Annotated in this window: 16 protein-coding genes; 11 read left to right on the forward strand and 5 right to left on the reverse strand. The window is 71.1% G+C overall.

Translation table 11 applies throughout. The annotated features are described in order from the left end of the window. Positions 1-72 precede the first annotated feature (72 nt). Positions 73-1,539: a DEAD/DEAH box helicase gene (locus tag OG417_RS42400; protein ID WP_329241527.1), complete on the reverse strand. Its 1,467-nt coding sequence runs from the start codon at positions 1,537-1,539 to the stop codon at positions 73-75. A 230-nt stretch (positions 1,540-1,769) separates the two neighbouring features. Then, positions 1,770-2,702 (reverse strand): non-homologous end joining protein Ku, encoded by a 933-nt coding sequence (ku, locus tag OG417_RS42405; RefSeq protein ID WP_329241530.1) that lies wholly within the window; start codon positions 2,700-2,702, stop codon positions 1,770-1,772. A gap of 185 nt (positions 2,703-2,887) precedes the next feature. Here ku and ligD (OG417_RS42410) point away from each other — a divergent pair, with 185 nt between their 5' ends. From ligD (OG417_RS42410) to OG417_RS42445, 8 genes are all read left to right on the forward strand, one after another. Continuing rightward, positions 2,888-3,856 carry a non-homologous end-joining DNA ligase gene (gene ligD / locus OG417_RS42410; RefSeq protein ID WP_329241533.1) on the forward strand — a complete coding sequence of 323 codons (969 nt, stop codon included), beginning with the start codon at positions 2,888-2,890 and terminating at the stop codon, positions 3,854-3,856. 57 nt (positions 3,857-3,913) lie between these two features. Further along, positions 3,914-4,807 carry a non-homologous end-joining DNA ligase gene (ligD, locus tag OG417_RS42415; protein WP_329241535.1) on the forward strand — a complete coding sequence of 298 codons (894 nt, stop codon included), beginning with the start codon at positions 3,914-3,916 and terminating at the stop codon, positions 4,805-4,807. A 128-nt stretch (positions 4,808-4,935) separates the two neighbouring features. Beyond that, positions 4,936-6,276, forward strand: a complete 1,341-nt coding sequence (locus tag OG417_RS42420) for a dihydrolipoyl dehydrogenase family protein (RefSeq protein WP_329241537.1) — start codon at positions 4,936-4,938, stop codon at positions 6,274-6,276. A 13-nt stretch (positions 6,277-6,289) separates the two neighbouring features. Next, positions 6,290-6,559 carry a hypothetical protein gene (locus OG417_RS42425; RefSeq protein WP_329241541.1) on the forward strand — a complete coding sequence of 90 codons (270 nt, stop codon included), beginning with the start codon at positions 6,290-6,292 and terminating at the stop codon, positions 6,557-6,559. Positions 6,560-6,655: 96 nt separating this feature from the next. Beyond that, the gene (locus OG417_RS42430) at positions 6,656-7,276 is read left to right on the forward strand and encodes a TetR/AcrR family transcriptional regulator (protein ID WP_285570596.1); all 621 of its coding nucleotides are present in this window, start codon (positions 6,656-6,658) and stop codon (positions 7,274-7,276) included. A 102-nt stretch (positions 7,277-7,378) separates the two neighbouring features. Next, complete coding sequence (locus OG417_RS42435) at positions 7,379-7,603, forward strand: DUF3107 domain-containing protein (protein WP_329241544.1); 225 nt, start codon at positions 7,379-7,381, stop codon at positions 7,601-7,603. Between the two features lie 94 nt (positions 7,604-7,697). Next, complete coding sequence (locus OG417_RS42440) at positions 7,698-7,955, forward strand: GlsB/YeaQ/YmgE family stress response membrane protein (RefSeq protein WP_329241547.1); 258 nt, start codon at positions 7,698-7,700, stop codon at positions 7,953-7,955. A gap of 635 nt (positions 7,956-8,590) precedes the next feature. Next, a complete protein-coding gene (locus OG417_RS42445; protein WP_329241550.1) occupies positions 8,591-10,426 on the forward strand; it encodes a DEAD/DEAH box helicase in 1,836 nt (611 codons plus the stop codon). Positions 10,427-10,504: 78 nt separating this feature from the next. Here OG417_RS42445 and OG417_RS42450 read toward each other — a convergent pair whose 3' ends face one another. Next, positions 10,505-11,224 carry a glycerophosphodiester phosphodiesterase gene (locus tag OG417_RS42450; RefSeq protein ID WP_329241553.1) on the reverse strand — a complete coding sequence of 240 codons (720 nt, stop codon included), beginning with the start codon at positions 11,222-11,224 and terminating at the stop codon, positions 10,505-10,507. Between the two features lie 90 nt (positions 11,225-11,314). Between OG417_RS42450 and OG417_RS42455 the strand changes: the two genes are divergently transcribed. Continuing rightward, on the forward strand, positions 11,315-12,184 hold the full coding sequence (locus OG417_RS42455) for an alpha/beta fold hydrolase (RefSeq protein ID WP_329241555.1): 870 nt from the start codon (positions 11,315-11,317) through the stop codon (positions 12,182-12,184). 127 nt (positions 12,185-12,311) lie between these two features. Then, positions 12,312-13,202: an oxygenase MpaB family protein gene (locus OG417_RS42460; protein ID WP_329241558.1), complete on the forward strand. Its 891-nt coding sequence runs from the start codon at positions 12,312-12,314 to the stop codon at positions 13,200-13,202. A 36-nt stretch (positions 13,203-13,238) separates the two neighbouring features. On the opposite strand, the gene OG417_RS42465 is transcribed toward OG417_RS42460, so the two are convergent. Together OG417_RS42465 and OG417_RS42470 are read right to left on the reverse strand one after the other, a co-directional pair. Beyond that, complete coding sequence (locus OG417_RS42465; protein WP_329241561.1) at positions 13,239-14,114, reverse strand: RecB family exonuclease; 876 nt, start codon at positions 14,112-14,114, stop codon at positions 13,239-13,241. 13 nt (positions 14,115-14,127) lie between these two features. Beyond that, positions 14,128-14,823 (reverse strand): MBL fold metallo-hydrolase, encoded by a 696-nt coding sequence (locus OG417_RS42470; RefSeq protein ID WP_329241564.1) that lies wholly within the window; start codon positions 14,821-14,823, stop codon positions 14,128-14,130. A gap of 131 nt (positions 14,824-14,954) precedes the next feature. Here OG417_RS42470 and OG417_RS42475 point away from each other — a divergent pair, with 131 nt between their 5' ends. Further along, the gene (locus OG417_RS42475; RefSeq protein ID WP_329241566.1) at positions 14,955-16,115 is read left to right on the forward strand and encodes a serine hydrolase domain-containing protein; all 1,161 of its coding nucleotides are present in this window, start codon (positions 14,955-14,957) and stop codon (positions 16,113-16,115) included. Positions 16,116-16,122 lie beyond the last annotated feature (7 nt).

Here is a 16,122-nt window from a genome sequence, read left to right on the forward strand (position 1 = left end):
CCGATCTTGGGCATAGTCAGGGCCGCCCACCAGAAAGTGAGCGACCCGGACCATGACCTGGGATGACAATCCTTACTGACCCTGACTCGCCGATGGTGTCGCCTCACGACGCGGCCGGCGGGCCGACCGGTCGTCGCGGCGCGGGCCGCCCGAACGGCCCTCGTGCCGCACCCGCGGCGTGCCCTCGTGCCGCTCGCCCTGGCGCTCGCCGTCGCGGCGTTCGCCGTGCCGGCCACCGCCGGAACGGCCCTCGCGGCGCTCGCCGTACCGGCTTCCCGGACGACGGTCGCGACCGCCGCCCGGCCGGTGCCCGCGGCGCTGGGGGCGCGGCTGCTCGGGCTCGATCTCGACCGGGATGCCGCTCGGCGCCTGCGCGCCGGTGATGCGGATCAGCGTGGCGTCTCCGGCGGACACCTTGGACCGCTGGGCACGGACGCCCGCCCGCCGCATCATGCGCTCGGTGTTGCGGACCTCGTTGTGGGCGACCAGCGTGGCGACCGTGCCGCGCTCGCCGGCCCGCGCGGTACGGCCCGCCCGGTGCAGGTAGTCCTTGTGGTCGGCGGCCGGGTCGACGTGCACGACGAGGCTGACGTCGTCCACGTGGATGCCGCGCGCCGCCACGTCGGTGGCGATGAGCACGTCGACCTTGCCCTCGCGGAACTCCGCCAGGGTGCGGGTGCGGGCCGCCTGGGTCTTGCCGCCGTGCAGGGCGCCGGCGCGCACGCCGACCCGCGCCAGCCGCCTGGTCAGCGCGTCCACGCCGTGCTTGGTGCGGACGAACATGATCGTACGGCCCTCGCGCCCGGCCACCTCGGCGATGACGTCGTGCTTCTGCGCGCGGTCGACGATGAACAGGTGGTGGTCCATGGTCTCCACCGGCGCGGCGGCCGGCGCGACCGAGTGGGTCACCGGGTCGTGGAGGTACTTGCGGACCAGCTTGTCGACGTCGCCGTCGAGCGTGGCCGAGAACAGCAGCCGCTGGCCGTCGGAGGGGATCTGGTCGAGCAGCGCGGACACCGCCGGCATGAAGCCGAGGTCGCACATGTGGTCCGCCTCGTCGAGGACGGTGATCCGGACGTCCTGGAGCGAGCAGGCGCCGCGCTCGATGAGGTCGGTGAGCCGGCCCGGCGTGGCGACGAGCAGGTCGACGCCGCGGCGGAGCGCCTGAATCTGGCGCGTCATCGACATGCCGCCGACGACGGTCTTGGCGTGCAGGCCGAGGCCGCGGCCGAGCGGGGCCAGGGCGTCCTGGACCTGCATGGCGAGTTCACGGGTGGGAACGAGGATCAGCGCGGTGGGTCGCTTGGGTGCGGCGCCGCCGCCGGCGATCCGCGTGAGAAGGGGAAGCCCGAAGGCGAGAGTCTTGCCGGAGCCCGTCTGGCCCCGGCCGAGCACGTCGCGCCCGGCGAGAGCGTCGGGCAGGCATGCCGCCTGGATCGGGAACGGCGTTGTGATGCCGCGGCGCTCCAGTGCGGAGACCAGCCGCTCCGGGAGGCCGAGTTCGGCGAAGGAGGGCAGGGTCGATGAAGCTGATGTCAAGAACGAACCTCTCAGAAAGGGCCCGCCTCGAGACGTACCGCAATAGTCGGGGGATCGCGGACTCGTAGCCGGCCACGGCGCGATGACGCGCCTGAACACGAAACACAAAGCTTACAGGGCGTCACAACCGGCCCGGGGTGCGATCTATTCCCCCCGAGGAGGATGTTGTCTCGCTTTCCTGGTCAGAGACCGCGCAGGGGTTCGGGACGGCCTCTCGAGCGCCCCTTCGCTCAGGCGGACTTGCGGCTGCCGCTGCCGCTCCTGGCCTTCGACTTGGTGGCGCTCGGCTTGCCGGACTTACCGCCCGTCTTGGCCTTGCCGGACGTGCCGCGCTTCGTTTTGCCGTCCGCGTCCGCCTTGCCGTCGTCCTTGGCCCGGTCCCCGCCGGAACGGCCCTTCTTCGCCGCCTCGACGCTCGCGCGCAGCGCGCTGAGCAGGTCGGCGGCGGCCGGCGCCTCCTCCTCGGGCTCCTGGGTGACGACCTCCCTGCCCTCGACCTTCGCCTCGATGACCGACTGCAGGGCCTCGCGGTAGGCGTCCTTGTACTCGCCGGGGTCGAACTCGCCCTCCATCGAGTCGATCAGCGAGGTCGCCATCTGCAGCTCCTGCGGACGCAGGTCGACGTCCTCCTCCAGGAACTTGAACTCGGGCGCGCGCACCTCGTCGGGCCACAGCATCGTCTCGAGGACGAACACCCCGTCGCGGACCCGGAGCGTGCCGAGCGACTCGCGCTGGCGCAGCGCGACCTTGACGACCGCCACCTTGCCGGAGCCCTCCAGGGCGTCGCGCAGCAGGACGTACGGCTTGGTGCCCTGCGCCTCGGGCTCCAGGTAGTAGGACTTGTTGAAGTAGATCGGGTCGACCTGCTCCTCGGTCGCGAACAGCAGCACGTCGATGCGGCGGCTGCTGGACAGGGGCAGGTTCTCGAAGTCCTCGTCGGTGAGGACGACGATCTCCCCGCCCGGGAGCTCGTACCCCTTGGCGATGTCGGAGTACGGGATCTCCTCGCCGTCCTTGGTGCACACGCGCTTGTACCGGATCCGGCCGCCGTCCTCGCGGTGGACCTGGTGGAAGGCCACGTCGCGCTGTTCGGTGGCCGAGTACAGCTTGACCGGAATCGTGACGAGCCCGAAGGAGATCGCGCCCTTCCAGATGCTGCGCATGAGGTTCCCCTACCCGTCGCGCCGTCGATCTAGTTTCCGAATTGCGAAGTATGTTCGAATATACGGTTGCCGCTTCGTCACGGCCAGTACCCACCAGGCGGACGGGGAATCACCGAGCGACGCACTCCGGCCGCGCTGGCGTCAGGCACGAGCGGGATGGGCAGAAACGCCGTATGGGTGACCCGATGCCCGAGAACATCCAGCCGATGCTCGCGACGACGGGCGAGCTACCGGACGACGTCGCCCGCTGGGCCCTCGAGGTCAAGTGGGACGGCGTGCGCGCGATCGTGTACGTCGCCGGCGGACGCGTACGCGCCGTCGGCCGCCGCGGGATCGAGGCGACCGGCCGCTACCCCGAGCTCCAGTCCCTCGCCGATCTCCTCCCCGACCAGTCCGCCGTCATCGACGGCGAGGTCGTCGCCTTCGACTCCGAGGGGCGCCCCAGCTTCGAACGCCTCCAGCACCGCATGCACGCCGACCGTCCGGACTCCCGGCTCATCCGCCGGGTGCCGGTGCACTTCGTCGCCTTCGACCTGCCCTACCTGGGCGGCCACACGCTGTACGACCTGCCGTACCGGGACCGGCGCGCGCTGCTCGACGAGCTCGAACTCGCCGCCGGCCCCGTCGAGGCGCCGCCGTACCTGGACGGCGCCGAGGTCGAGCAGGTCCGCGAGCTACAGGAATGGACCGCCGAGCAGGGCCTGGAGGGGCTGATCGCCAAACGGCTGGACTCCCCGTACCGGCCGGGCCGCCGGGTCGACTTCTGGCGCAAGGTGAAGAACTTCCGCACCCAGGAGGTCGTCATCGGCGGCTGGAAGGCCGGCAAGGGCCGCCGCGAGGGCGGGGTCGGCTCGCTGCTGCTCGGCGTGTACGACGACGACGGCGAGCTGCGCTTCGTCGGCCACGTCGGCACCGGATTCTCCGACCTCGACCTCGACGACCTGCACAAGCGCCTGGTCGCGCTGGAACGCCCGGACAGCCCGTACACGGGCGAGGTGCCGCGCGAGCACGCGCGCTCGGCGTACTGGGTCGACCCCTCGCTCACCGGCGAGGTGACGTTCTCCCGCTGGACCCGGGACGGGATGCTCCTGCACGCCTCCTGGCGCGGCCTGCGCCCCGAGATCCCCCCGGAGGAGGTCCGGCGCGAGCCGTGAGACCGGTCCATTCCGGACCGAAGGATTGAAAGCCGCCTCGCCGGGGAGGGGGGCTGGGTGAGCGCCAAGACGAGGGTCGAGGTCGAGGGCACCAGGCTCGTCCTGTCCAACCTCGACAAGATCCTCTACCCCGAGCACGGTTTCACCAAGGGCGAGGTGATCGACTACTACGCCCGGATCGCGCCGGTGATGCTCCCGCACATCGCGGGGCGCCCCTCGACCCGGCTGCGATACCCCGAGGGTGTCGACGGGCAGTCGTTCTTCGAGAAGAACGCGCCCCCGCACACGCCCGGCTGGGTGCGCACCGCCCACCTGCCGACGCCCGGCGGCAGCCGCGACTCCATCGACTTCGTCATCATCGACGACCTGCGCACACTCGTGTGGTCGGCCAACCTCGCCGCGCTGGAGCTGCACGTGCCCCAGTGGCGCGTCGGGCCGCGCGGCGGAGCGCACGAGCCCGACCTGCTGGTCTTCGACCTCGACCCGGGCCCGCCGGCGGACCTGGAGGCCGCACGCGAGGTCGCCGTCCTGCTCCGCGAGCTCCTCGACGACGACGGCCTGCGGTCCTTCCCCAAGACGAGCGGCCGCAAGGGCCTGCACCTGTACGTTCCGATCGCCGAAAGCTCCGACGAGCGCACCTCCGCGTACGCCAAGGAGGCCGCGCAGCGACTCGAGAAGGACCACCAGGACCTGGTCGTCAGCCGCATGGACAAGAAGCTGCGCCGCGGCAAGGTCTTCGTCGACTGGAGCCAGAACAACCGGCACAAGACCACGGTCGCGCCTTATTCTCTCCGAGCGGCGGAGGAGCCGTACGTCTCCACGCCGGTGACCTGGGACGAGATCGAGGGTGATGTCGAGCTTCGCTTCGGGCCGGACGACGTCCGTGCCCGCGTCGAGCGGGACGGCGACCTGCTGGAGCCCTTGCCGGAGCTGCGGCAGAAGCTGCCCTGAGCCTCAGGACCAGGCATTCGATGCCGTCCGGTGTGTCACACATCGGTCCGCGGGATCGGTAACTCGGGTAACAATCGTGTCTGCGCCAACGGGCGCACCACGGGGTGGATGTCGGAGAGGATGATCAGGTGACGGACGCGCAGGACAAGCGCTACGACGTCCTGGTGCTCGGCGGCGGCGCCGGAAAGAACATCGCCGCCGACCTTGCGCGGGCGGGCCGCTCGACCGCGCTGGTGGAAAACCGCCTGGTCGGCGGCGAATGTCCGTACTTCGCGTGCATGCCGTCGAAGTCGATGCTGCGGTCCGCCCGCCGCGGGGAGACCTGGGAGCACGCGGTCGCGCGCCGCGACGAGGTCACCCGCCACCTCGACGACGCGCCCACCGCCGCGGAGATGGCCGAGGCGGGAGTGACCGTGATCCGCGGCCGGGGCCGGGTCGTACGGCCCGGGGTGGTCGAGGTCGACGGCACCGAGTACGGCTACACCGACCTCGTGGTCGCGACCGGCAGCGAACCCGTCACCCCCGACGTCGAGGGCATCGGCGACGTACCGACCTGGACCAGTGACGAGGCGCTGACCCGTCCGGACCTGCCGCGCCGGCTGATCGTGCTCGGCGGCGGGCCGGTCGGCTGTGAGCTCAGCCAGATCTACGCCGCCTTCGGCTCGCAGGTGACGCTGGTGGAGGCCGCCGACCGGCTGCTGGCCGCCGAGGCGCCGTTCATCGGCGACCTGCTCGCCGACGTGCTCCGGCGCATGGGTGCCGACCTGCGGTTGGGCGTGGGCGCCACACGCGCCGAGCGTACGGAGAGCGGCCTGCGGCTGTACCTGTCCGACGGCGGGCACATCGACGCCGACCGCATCCTCGTCGCGACCGGCCGCCGGCCGCGCGTCGCCGACCTCGGCCTGGAGACACTCGGCATCCGGCCCGACCCGAAACAGGGCATCGCGGTCGACGTCACCTGCAAGGCCGTGGTCGACGACGAGACGGACACGGCCGGCACGACGGTGTGGGCGGCCGGCGACGTCACGGGCGTGGCGCCGTACACCCACGCGGCCAACTACCAGTCGCGCGTCGTCGTCTCCAACGTGCTCGGCAAGCGCCGTGAGGCCGACTACCGCGCCGTGCCGCGGGCCGTCTACACCACGCCGACGGTGTACACCGTGGGCGTCTCACCGGTCTCGGCGACCGGGCTGGAACTCATCGCCGCCGGGTACGACCTGTCCAACACGCCGCGGGCGACCGTGGAGGACGACGACCGGGGCCGAGTGGAGCTGTACGCCGACCGGGCGCGAGGCGTCCTCGTCGGGGCGGCGGCGATCGGCCTCTACGCTGAGGGATGGATGAGCGAGATCACGCTGGCCATCCGGGCCGAGACGCCGCTCAGCATCCTGACCGACGTGGTCCACGCGTTCCCGACCTATGGTGAGGCCATCGAGCCCGTTCTGCGCGAACTGGCCGAGCAACTCTGAGCTGGGGGAAGGCATGTCCGAGGAAGACATCGAGCTGAGCCTCGAGACTCCCGAGGCCGACGCGGCCGAGCAGCACACCCCGGCGCGCGGCGAGGAGCGGTCCGAGCCGCCCGCCGTGCCCGTCGAGGCGAACGACGCCGACGCCGCCGAACAGCACGTCCGCGTGCGCGACTACTCCGAGCGCTGGCCGGAGACGGTGCCCACGGAGGCCGACGACGCCGACGCCGCCGATCAGCACCTCTCGGTCCGCGACGACCAATTCGATGACGACGACTATCGATGAAGCGGTGCTCGCGGCGCGGTGTTACCCGGCCGTAGGATGGTGGCTCCAGGCGCCATCGCGTTCCGGCGCCGCTCGGCAGTCGATCGGAGAACCCACGTGACCGCAACCCCGGACGCGCGCCCGCGAGGCACGAGGTTGCCGAGGCTGGCACGCCGTCGCCAGCTGCTCGGCGCGGCGCAGGAGGTCTTCGTCGCGCAGGGCTACCATGCCGCCGCGATGGACGAGATCGCCGAGCGCGCCGGGGTCAGCAAGCCCGTGCTCTACCAGCACTTCCCCGGCAAGCTCGAGCTCTACCTGGCGCTGCTCGACGAGCACGCCGAGGGTCTCGTCCAGTGCGTGCGCGACGCGCTGGAGTCGACGCCGGACAACAAGCTGCGGGTCGAGCGGACCATCGAGGCCTTCTACGACTTCGTGGCCGGCGAAGGCGAGGCGTACCGCCTGGTCTTCGAGTCCGACCTGCGCAACGTCGCCCCCGTACGCGCACGGGTCGAGCGCACCAACCAGCAGTGCGCGGAGATGATCGCCCAGGTGATCCAGGAGGACACCGGCGTCTCCAGCGACGAGGCGCACCTGCTCGGCATGGGTCTGGTCGGCATGGCCGAGGTCAGCGCGCGCTACTGGCTGTCGCAGCGCGGCACGATCCCCAAGGACCAGGCCGAACGGCTCATCGCCCGGCTGTCCTGGCGCGGCATCGGCGGTTTCCCCCGTACGACCTGACCGCGAGATCACGCGGGCGGACGTGCGACGGTTCCCCGGAGATCGCCCGGTTCGCCGGTGGCGGGCGGCTCTGAGACGACGGATGGATCACGGAGGACAGACGTGCAGGTCAGGATCGGTGTGCAGTCCGTACCCAAGGAGCTCGTCGTGGAGACCTCCCTCTCCCCCGACGAGGTCGAGCAGGCGGTGGCCGACGCGCTCGCGGAGGACGACGGCGTCTTCGCCCTGAAGAGCAAGAACGGCCGCGTGGTGGTGCCCGCCGCGAAGCTGGCCTACGTGGAGATCGCGGAGTCGGACGCGCCGGCCGTCGGATTTGGGGCGTTTTAACAGGCTTTTCCCGGAATGACACCAGATTTAGGGGGCATACCGGTCGCTGAATCGAGCCGCCGCTCCAAGGCGGCCGGTAGGAGGTGTCACAACGATGCTGACAGTGATCTGGTTCATCATCATCGGTGCCGTGATCGGGCTGCTGGCCCGCCTGGTCATCCCGGGACGCAACCCGATGGGCGTTCTGCTGACGATCCTGGTCGGGATCGTCGGCGCGGTCCTCGGCGGGATGGTCGCCGGCGCGGTGGGAGCGGGCAGTGTCCTGGCGTTCATCTTCTCGGTCGTGATCGCCGCGATCCTGGTCGCCCTGCTCAGCGGCGGCATCGGGCGACGGCGCAACCGGGTCCTCTGAGGTCACCGGGTTCGCTGAGGTCACCGGGTCCGCCGACCCGCCTTCGCGCCGTCCCCGGCGGATGAGACCACCGCCGCGTCCCGGCCGCGTCAGACGCCCGGGGCGCGGTGGCGCTCACTACCGTCGGTCACGGTCCGCACGGCCGTCGCCCCGGGCACCGTGGCGGCTTCTTGTCCACTCGCTGACCGGATGCGGCCAGAAAGGCCGCCACAGCCACGGTAGGCGGCGCAACGGCGCGCTTGAGGCCTCTCACCAGGGTTTACGCTCCGGAAGCGGCCTCCGCCGCCGTACGACCCGCAGGCGGGTCGCCCGCCGGCACGCCGCCGCCCGGTCACCGATGTGGCGCAGCAGGCCAGACGGCCAAACGGTGCGTCCGAGCCACACGCGGGGCGCGGGGAATGAAACCGGACGGACGTGTGTTAGAGCTTTACGTGGGGGACTTTCTGTTTCCGATCTCTCCCGCTACACTGCGTGGCGAAATGTGACCGCGCGCTGCGCAGCGCGACCCCCGGTCGCAATCCTTAGGAAGAATTTGACGGCTGGTCCCTCCCGCGCGAGTGCGCGACCGTATGCGACGACCGGCAGGTGCACGATTGAGCCCTGCCGCGGGCGGCGCATGAGTTTGCGACCGCGAGATGGCCTGCCGCGTCACCGACCTGGTGCACATGCGGCGCCGAGCGGACCCCGCACTCTGGAGGCTGAAGGCCCTGACGACATTTCATGATCTGGGAGTCATTCCCGAAATCGCAGCAGCCCTCGAGAGCGAGGGCATCGTCGAACCGTTCCCGATCCAGTCGCTCGCGGTGCCCATCGGGCTCAGCGGGCACGACATCATCGGCCAGGCGCGTACCGGCACGGGCAAGACGCTCGCATTCGGCATCCCGCTGCTCCAGCGCATCGAGCACGGCGGCAAGAAGCCGCTCGCGCTCGTCATCGTGCCGACCCGTGAGCTGGCCGTCCAGGTCACCGACGACCTGAACGTCGCCGGCGGCAAGCTCGGCACCCGCGTGCTGTCGGTGTACGGCGGCCGCGCGTACGAGCCGCAGATCGACGCCCTCCGCGAGGGCGTCGAGGCCGTCGTCGGCACGCCGGGCCGCCTGCTGGACCTGGTCAAGCAGAAGCACCTCGACCTGTCACAGGTGTCGGTCCTCGTCCTGGACGAGGCCGACCGCATGCTCGACCTGGGCTTCCTGCCCGACATCGAGCGCCTCGTCGATCGGGTGCCCGCGCGCCGGCAGACGATGCTGTTCTCGGCGACCATGCCGGGCGAGATCGTCGCGCTGTCCCGCAAGTACCTCACCCGGCCCACCAACGTACGGGCCGAGTCGCACGAGGAGTCCGAGGCGACCCCGCAGGTCGTCCAGCACGTCTTCCAGGCGCACCAGATGGACAAGCCCGAGCTGCTCTCCCGCGTCCTGCAGGCGCGTGGCCGTGGCCTGACCATGGTGTTCTGCCAGACCAAGCGGGCCTGTGACCGCGTCGCCGACGACCTGGTCAAACGCGGCTTCGCCGCCGCGGCCGTACACGGCGACCTCGGCCAGGGCCAGCGTGAGCGGGCGCTGCGGGCGTTCCGGTCCGGCAAGATCGACGTTCTCGTCGCCACCGATGTGGCGGCCCGTGGCCTCGACGTCGACGACGTGACCCACGTCGTCAACTACGAGTGCCCCGACGCCGCCGACACCTACGTGCACCGCATCGGCCGTACGGGCCGGGCGGGCAAGGAGGGCATCGCGGTGACGCTCGTCGACTGGGCGGACCTCCAGCGCTGGAAGCTGATCAACTCGGCGCTCGGGCTGGAGATCGCCGAGCCGGCCGAGACCTACTCCACCTCCGACCACCTCTACGAGGCGCTCGACATTCCCACCGAAGTCACCGGCACCCTGCCGAAGGCCCAGCGCGACCGCGCCGGGCTCGAGGCCGAGGAGGTCGAGGACATCGGCGAGACCGGGCGCACCCGCTCGCCGAGGCGCACGGAATCGCGGACGGAGCGCACGCGCAAGCCGCGCACGCGCACGCGCACCCGCACGCGCACCCGCGGCGGACGGCCGATCGACGCGGACGCGGCCCCGGAGGCCGCCGAGGCGGTCGCGGAAGTGGTCGGCGAAACGGTCGCCGAGGAGCAGGCCGTTCCCGAACCGCAGGCCGACACCGTCGACGCCGGCGTCGAGAACGCCGAGCCCGCCCGCCCGTCCCGGTCCCGGCGGCGCACCCGCCGCGGCGTCGAGACGAGCACCGACACCATCACCGACACCGCTGACACCGCCGTTGACGACGCTCCCGCGGAGACGCCCGCGGCACCGGCACCGGTCCAGGCCCCGATCGCCTCGACGCCCGCCGGCGTTCCCGTCGTCCAGTTCATGGCACCGCCTGCCGATCCCGAGGCCGAGGCGGCGCACCTGGCCGAGGCGGCACAGTCCAAGCCCAGGCGGCGGCGCCGTTCCCGCACCGGAGGAGCGCGCAGGCCGGTCTGACGCGGACGTGACCAAGGGGCGTGGCGACGGACCGCGCCCCTTTCTCATGCCCGCTCCGCGCCGAGGGGAGCCCTCCGGCTACCGCGCGGTGCCCAGACGCAGGCTCAGCGCACGGCGGGGACGGTCGGTGATCAGCACGGCCACCCGCGCGTCGGCCAGGAACCGCCGCATCTGCGGCTCTCCGTTGACCGTCCAGACCATCGCGGGGATGCCGAACCGGCCGCAGAGCCGCAGGACGTTCGCCCGCGCGAGGCGGCGGTGCACCGCCAGCCAGTCGGCGCCGCAGGCCCGCATCCGCCCGAGCGGGTACAGCTCGCGGGCACGCACCGGGAGCCGCAGCCACCGGCCGACCTCTCGCAGGTCGCGGCCCAGTGACAGCGCCGTCGTGACCTCCGGATGTCGTCTCTTGATCTCCGCGATCGAGGAGTCCACGAGCGTCGTGGCCACGAAGTTGCCGGGTCCGAGCAGGTCGAGGGCCATCCTCACGACCTCGTGCTCGTACCCGGTCTCCTTGAGATCAAGATGACCGACGGCCTTCCCGGCGATCAGCTTCATCACGTCGCGGACCAGTGGCACCCGGTGACCGACGACGGCGCAGAGCTCGTCGTAGCTCAGCCCGGCGACGGGGCGCCCGGCGATGTGGGAGTCGTGGAAGACCACGAGATCGCCGTCACGCGTGCGCCGGATGTCGAACTCGACATACTCGGCGCCCGTGGTGAGGGCGGTCTCGTAGGCCTGCCATGAGGCCGGTGCGGCGTCTTCCGACCCGCCCTTGTGTGCTGAGACGGCGACCGTCATGACTGAATCGTACGGTGCCCGGCAAGGGGCGGTAACCGGTGAAAGCGCTAAGCTGGTGTCGCTTGGACATCGGCAAGTAAGCTCCTGCCAGTGAGTACGCCCCGGTTTCTTACTCTGCCCCCCGGTGTTCGCCGGACGGACATCGAGACTTCACGCGGTGCTTTCGCCGCGCTCGAGGCGTTTCCCGGATCGGGGATCTCCGAACGCGCCCCGGCTCTGCTGGTCCCCGGCTTCACGGGAAGCAAGGAAGACTTCATCGCGGTCCTGCAGACCCTGGCCGGCGCGGGACGGCGTGTGATCACGCTCGACCTGCGCGGCCAGTACGAGACACCGGGACCGGACGACGCCGCCGCCTACAGCTGCGCGGAGCTGGGCGCCGACATCGCCGCGGTGATCGAGTCGATCGGAGACCCGGTCCACCTGGTCGGACACTCCTTCGGCGGCCTGGTGACACGCGAGACGGTGATCTCCGATCCGGCCCTGGTCGAGTCCTTCACCCTGATGAGCTCGGGCCCGGCCGCGATCACCGGCGGGCGCGAGGTCGAAGGGCGTGTCCTGCTCTCCGCACTGCCGAAGGTCGGGCTCGAACACCTGTGGTCCACGCGGATGGAGCCGGAGGCCCTCGCCAAGGGCGTCCCGCCCGAGATCGTGGCCTTCCTGCGGCGGCGGATGTTCATGAACTCCCGCTCCGGGCTGCTGGGCATGGCGAACGAGCTGCTGTCCTGCTCCGACCGGGTCGAGGAGCTCGCCAAGGCGACCGGCGGCGCCGGCCTGCCCGTCCTCGTCCTGTACGGGGAGAACGACGACGCCTGGGAGCCTCAGGCCCAGGCCGTCATGGCCGAGCGCCTGGGCGCGCGGAAGGTGGTCATCCCCGGTGCCGCGCACTCTCCCGCCGTCGAGGCACCCGAGACGACGGCGAGCGCTCTCACCACCTTCTGGAACGACGCCGAGCGCCCCTGACCGCGCCTGAAGACACCGGGCGCCCTCGACCGCGACTGGACGAATCCGGCGCTCCTGACCGTACGTGGCCGACATGAGACGAGAGACACATTTCGTCGCATGTAACTACTCACTTACGATGGTCGCCATGCAAGCGACCGTCCAGCCCCCGCAGAGCGCCACCTGGCAGGTCCACATCGACCGTTCGATGTGGGTCGGAGGCGTTCGCGGCCTGATGCTCCAGGCCCTGCACCCGATCGCGATGCGCGGCGTCTGGCAGAACTCCACCTTCCAGACGGACCCCATCGGCCGGCTCCAGCGCACGGCCGACTTCGTGGGCGTCGTGACCTGGGGCACCGCCGACGAGGCCGACGAGCTCGGCCGCAAGGTCCGCGCCATCCACCGGGCCCTGCGCGTCAAGGACCCCGACACCGGGCGGCTTCACCGGGTCGACGAACCCGAGCTACTGCTCTGGGTGCACTGCGCCGAGGTCTTCTCCTACCTCGAGGTGGCCCGGCGCTCCGGGCTGCGGCTCAGCGACGAACAGGCCGACCGCTACCTCGCCGAGCAGCGCCGCAGCGCCACCTACGTCGGCCTGCACGAGGAGGACGTGCCCGGCAGCGTCGCGGAGATGGAGGCCTACTTCGCCGACATGCGCCCGCAGCTGAAGGTCACGCCGGAGGCGCGCGGGGCGGTGCGCTTCCTGCTCTGGCCGAAGCTGCCGCACGACATGAGGTTCCTGCGGCCGGGCAAGCCGCTGTACCTGCCGTTCGGCGCGCTCTGCTACTACTCGCTGCCTCGCTGGGCGCGGCAGATGTACGGGATGCTGCCGGAGATCCCGCAGCCGATCGTGACCGCGGGGCTGCGGTCGTTCCGGCTCGCCATGAACTCCCTGCCCGAGCCCCTGCACGACAAGTCGTTCCAGCCGTCGACACGGCGCATGCTCGCCGGGGCACGGGAGCGTCTCGCCGCCGAGGGCTACGACGTCGGCCGCGGCCTCGCCGGCCTGCGCGACCCCCGCCGCTGGCCGGCGGCCTAGCCAGGGGCCTGGGCGGCGGCCTGGCCAGGGGCGGAGTCAGACCTCGTCGGGCAGGGCGGACCAGGGATCACGTGCCGGTGCGGCCTGCCGGCCCTCCGGGCAGTGCCGCGCGTAGTCGCACCACGCGCAGAGCGCGCCGGGGCGGGGCGGGAACTTCTCGTCGAAGGCGGCGTGCGGCCGGTCGGTGCGCGTGCCGGGCGGCACCTCCTCGCGGTACCACTCGTCGGCCTCGGCGCACTCCTCGGCGATCTGCTCGGCACGCCGCAGATGACGGCCGAGTGACTCCTCGGTGTGCTCCCAGACCGCGACCTCGCCGGTGGGCAGGTGGTGCAGCTCGACGAGGCGGCACGGAGCGCGCATCATCCGCCAGGACGCCGCGGCGTACAGCGCGAGCGCCAGCGACGATCGCGCGTCGTCCGCGGTGAGCGGCCGGCGGCCGGTCTTGTAGTCGACCACGACGAGCTCGCCGTCGCGGCGGTCGAGCCGGTCGATGCGCCCCTGGACGGTGATCAGATGGGTCTTCATCGACACGGTGCGCTCGACGCCGACCGGCTCGTCGGCCGGGTCGAGGTCGGAGACGTAACGCTCGACCATGGCGCGGGATCGCCGCCGCCAGTCGGCGGACTGCTCCGCGTCACGGAAGCCATCGGTCAGCCAGCCGCGCTCCAGGAGCCGCCCCGCCGCCTCGGGCGTACGGTCCGCGACCGGCAGCCGCCACCAGCCGGCGAGCGCGTTGTGGACGCTCGCCCCGACGCTGTTGTGCGCCCACGGCGGGCCCTTTTCCGGCTTGGGCCGGTCGAGGTAGGTCATGCGGTAGCGGCGCGGGCAGTCCAGCCAGGTGTTCAGCCGCGAGGGCGTACAGGGATAGAGCCGCTTGGGCATCCCCTCGAAACCGAGCTGCTCGGCCGTCATGACCGGGACCCGCTCAGGACTCGGACTCGGGCTCCTGCGCGAGGGCGAACCAGCTCTCCCACTGGGAGTCCTCCTCGCCGACCGTGCTCTCCTCGCCCTGGCCCGGCAGGATGCGGGTGTCGCGCGGCAGCGGGCTGAGGATCGCCCCGATGGAGTTGAGCTGCTCCTGCAGCTCGGGGTAGTCGGCCCCCACGCGGCCCGGCCGGCCCTTGTGCAGCGTGTCACCGGTGAACAGCACGCCGAGCTGCTCGCTGTAGAGGCAGATGCTCCCGGGCGAGTGGCCGGGCGTGTGCATGACCTCGAGCTGCGCGCCCGCGATCTCGAACACGCCGCTGTCCTCGATGTCGAGGTCGGGCTGGAGGTCCTTCATGAACTCCGCGTCCTCGTCCTTGTCGGCGAGCGCGCGGAAGTACTGGCGCCAGAGCAGGCGGTCACGCGTGTGCAGCGCGATCGGCGCGGGGTCGTCCTCGTCGGCCTCGGCGACCTCGAGGACCGAGCCCAGATGGGTCTCCCTGCCGTCGGTGCAGATGACAGCCATGATCTCCCGCTCGTCGACCGCCTCGAGAACAGGCTCGGCGTCGAAGGCGGGATCGATGACGATCACCGCGTCGTCGTCTCCGACGATGTAGGTGTTGGCCTCGATGTCGTACTCGGTGTCGTCGACGGTGACCTTGCCCGACGTCACCACTTTGTCGATACGCGCGTCCACGTAAGAAACCCTACCGACTCCGGGCCTTCGGTGCGTGCGGCACCGGAGGATCAGCCGGACGACGGGGCGCGGCGCTCCGGTGTGATCGTCGTGTCACCGGGATTTCACGGCGTCTCATTAGCGTCCTGCGCATGATTCGACAACGCGGAAGGGCGCCGGGCCGGCGACGCACCAGGCGCGGCGCTGCCGCGATGTGCGTGCTGGTCACGACGCTCGGTGTGACGCAGGCCGGACCTGCGATGGCCCAGGACGGGTCCGTCTACCAGGAGCAACTGGACCGCTACCGCGTCGCGACCGGCTCCGTCGGCGCGATGGCGGCCGTGCGGAACGGCGACGACGTAACCGGCTACGGCAGCGGCAGCACGGCGCTGTATCCCCAGGCCGCGCTCGGAGCCGACACCCATTTCCGGGTCGGCAGCCAGACGAAGATGTTCGTCGCGTCACTCGTACTGCAACTCGTCGACGAGGGAAAGGTGGACCTGGACACTCCGATCGAGCATTACCTGCCGGGAGTGGTGCGCGGCGACGGCCTGGACCCGAACGCCATCACCGTACGGCGGCTGCTGCAACACCGGTCGGGCATCAAGGACAACCTGGGCTTCGTCAACGGTGACTACCTCCAGACGGCGCAGCTCCTGCTGAACCCGGTGTGGCAGATCCACCCGCCCTCCGAGCAGCAGATGGTCGAGCAGGGCACGAAGTACGGCAAGCAGTTCGGCCCCGGAAGCCGGGGCGTCTACTCGAACACCAACTACACCGTGCTGGGCATGCTGGTCGAGAAGCTCACTGGCACCGATCTCACCACGGCCATCCAGGACCGCATCATCGACAAGGTCGGGCTGCCCTCGACGTTCTTCCCCCGGCCCGGCCAGAAGGAGCTCCCCCACCCGTACGCCCGGGGCTACCTGACCCTCAAGGGCGCGACCTTCGCCGACGTGACGAACTTCGAACCGGCCGTGTGGGGAGCGGCCGCCGCGTTGGTGTCCACCGGCCGGGACATGTCCAAGTTCGTCAACGCGCTGCTCGACGGCCAGGTGGTGTCACCCGCCCGTCTCGCCGACATGCGGCACACCCTGCCCGTCGACAACGTCGGTGACTACGGCCTCGGCCTGGCGGCCTTCCCCACCGCCTGCGGTACGGCCTGGGGCCACACCGGCTCCGTCGCCGGATACAACACCGAGACCGTCGGCAACGGGCGCCGCGCCATCTCGGTCGGCATCAACAACACTCCGGTCGTCTCCGACCCGAACGACGCCATCCAGCAGATGGTCGACCACGCCCTCTGCGACTGACCCGTCC

Origin of the sequence: Actinoallomurus sp. NBC_01490 (assembly GCF_036227085.1) — a bacterium.
Classification (GTDB): domain Bacteria; phylum Actinomycetota; class Actinomycetes; order Streptosporangiales; family Streptosporangiaceae; genus Actinoallomurus; species Actinoallomurus oryzae.

Coding starts and splice junctions, on each gene's coding strand:
- ku (WP_329241530.1), bottom strand. CDS start 2,702: ATGCGCAGCATCTGGAAGGGCGCGATCTCCTTCGGGCTCGTCACGATT.
- ligD (WP_329241533.1), top strand. CDS start 2,888: ATGCCCGAGAACATCCAGCCGATGCTCGCGACGACGGGCGAGCTACCG.
- OG417_RS42425 (WP_329241541.1), top strand. CDS start 6,290: ATGTCCGAGGAAGACATCGAGCTGAGCCTCGAGACTCCCGAGGCCGAC.
- OG417_RS42440 (WP_329241547.1), top strand. CDS start 7,698: ATGCTGACAGTGATCTGGTTCATCATCATCGGTGCCGTGATCGGGCTG.
- OG417_RS42445 (WP_329241550.1), top strand. CDS start 8,591: ATGGCCTGCCGCGTCACCGACCTGGTGCACATGCGGCGCCGAGCGGAC.
- OG417_RS42450 (WP_329241553.1), bottom strand. CDS start 11,224: ATGACGGTCGCCGTCTCAGCACACAAGGGCGGGTCGGAAGACGCCGCA.
- OG417_RS42460 (WP_329241558.1), top strand. CDS start 12,312: ATGCAAGCGACCGTCCAGCCCCCGCAGAGCGCCACCTGGCAGGTCCAC.
- OG417_RS42465 (WP_329241561.1), bottom strand. CDS start 14,114: ATGACGGCCGAGCAGCTCGGTTTCGAGGGGATGCCCAAGCGGCTCTAT.
- OG417_RS42475 (WP_329241566.1), top strand. CDS start 14,955: ATGATTCGACAACGCGGAAGGGCGCCGGGCCGGCGACGCACCAGGCGC.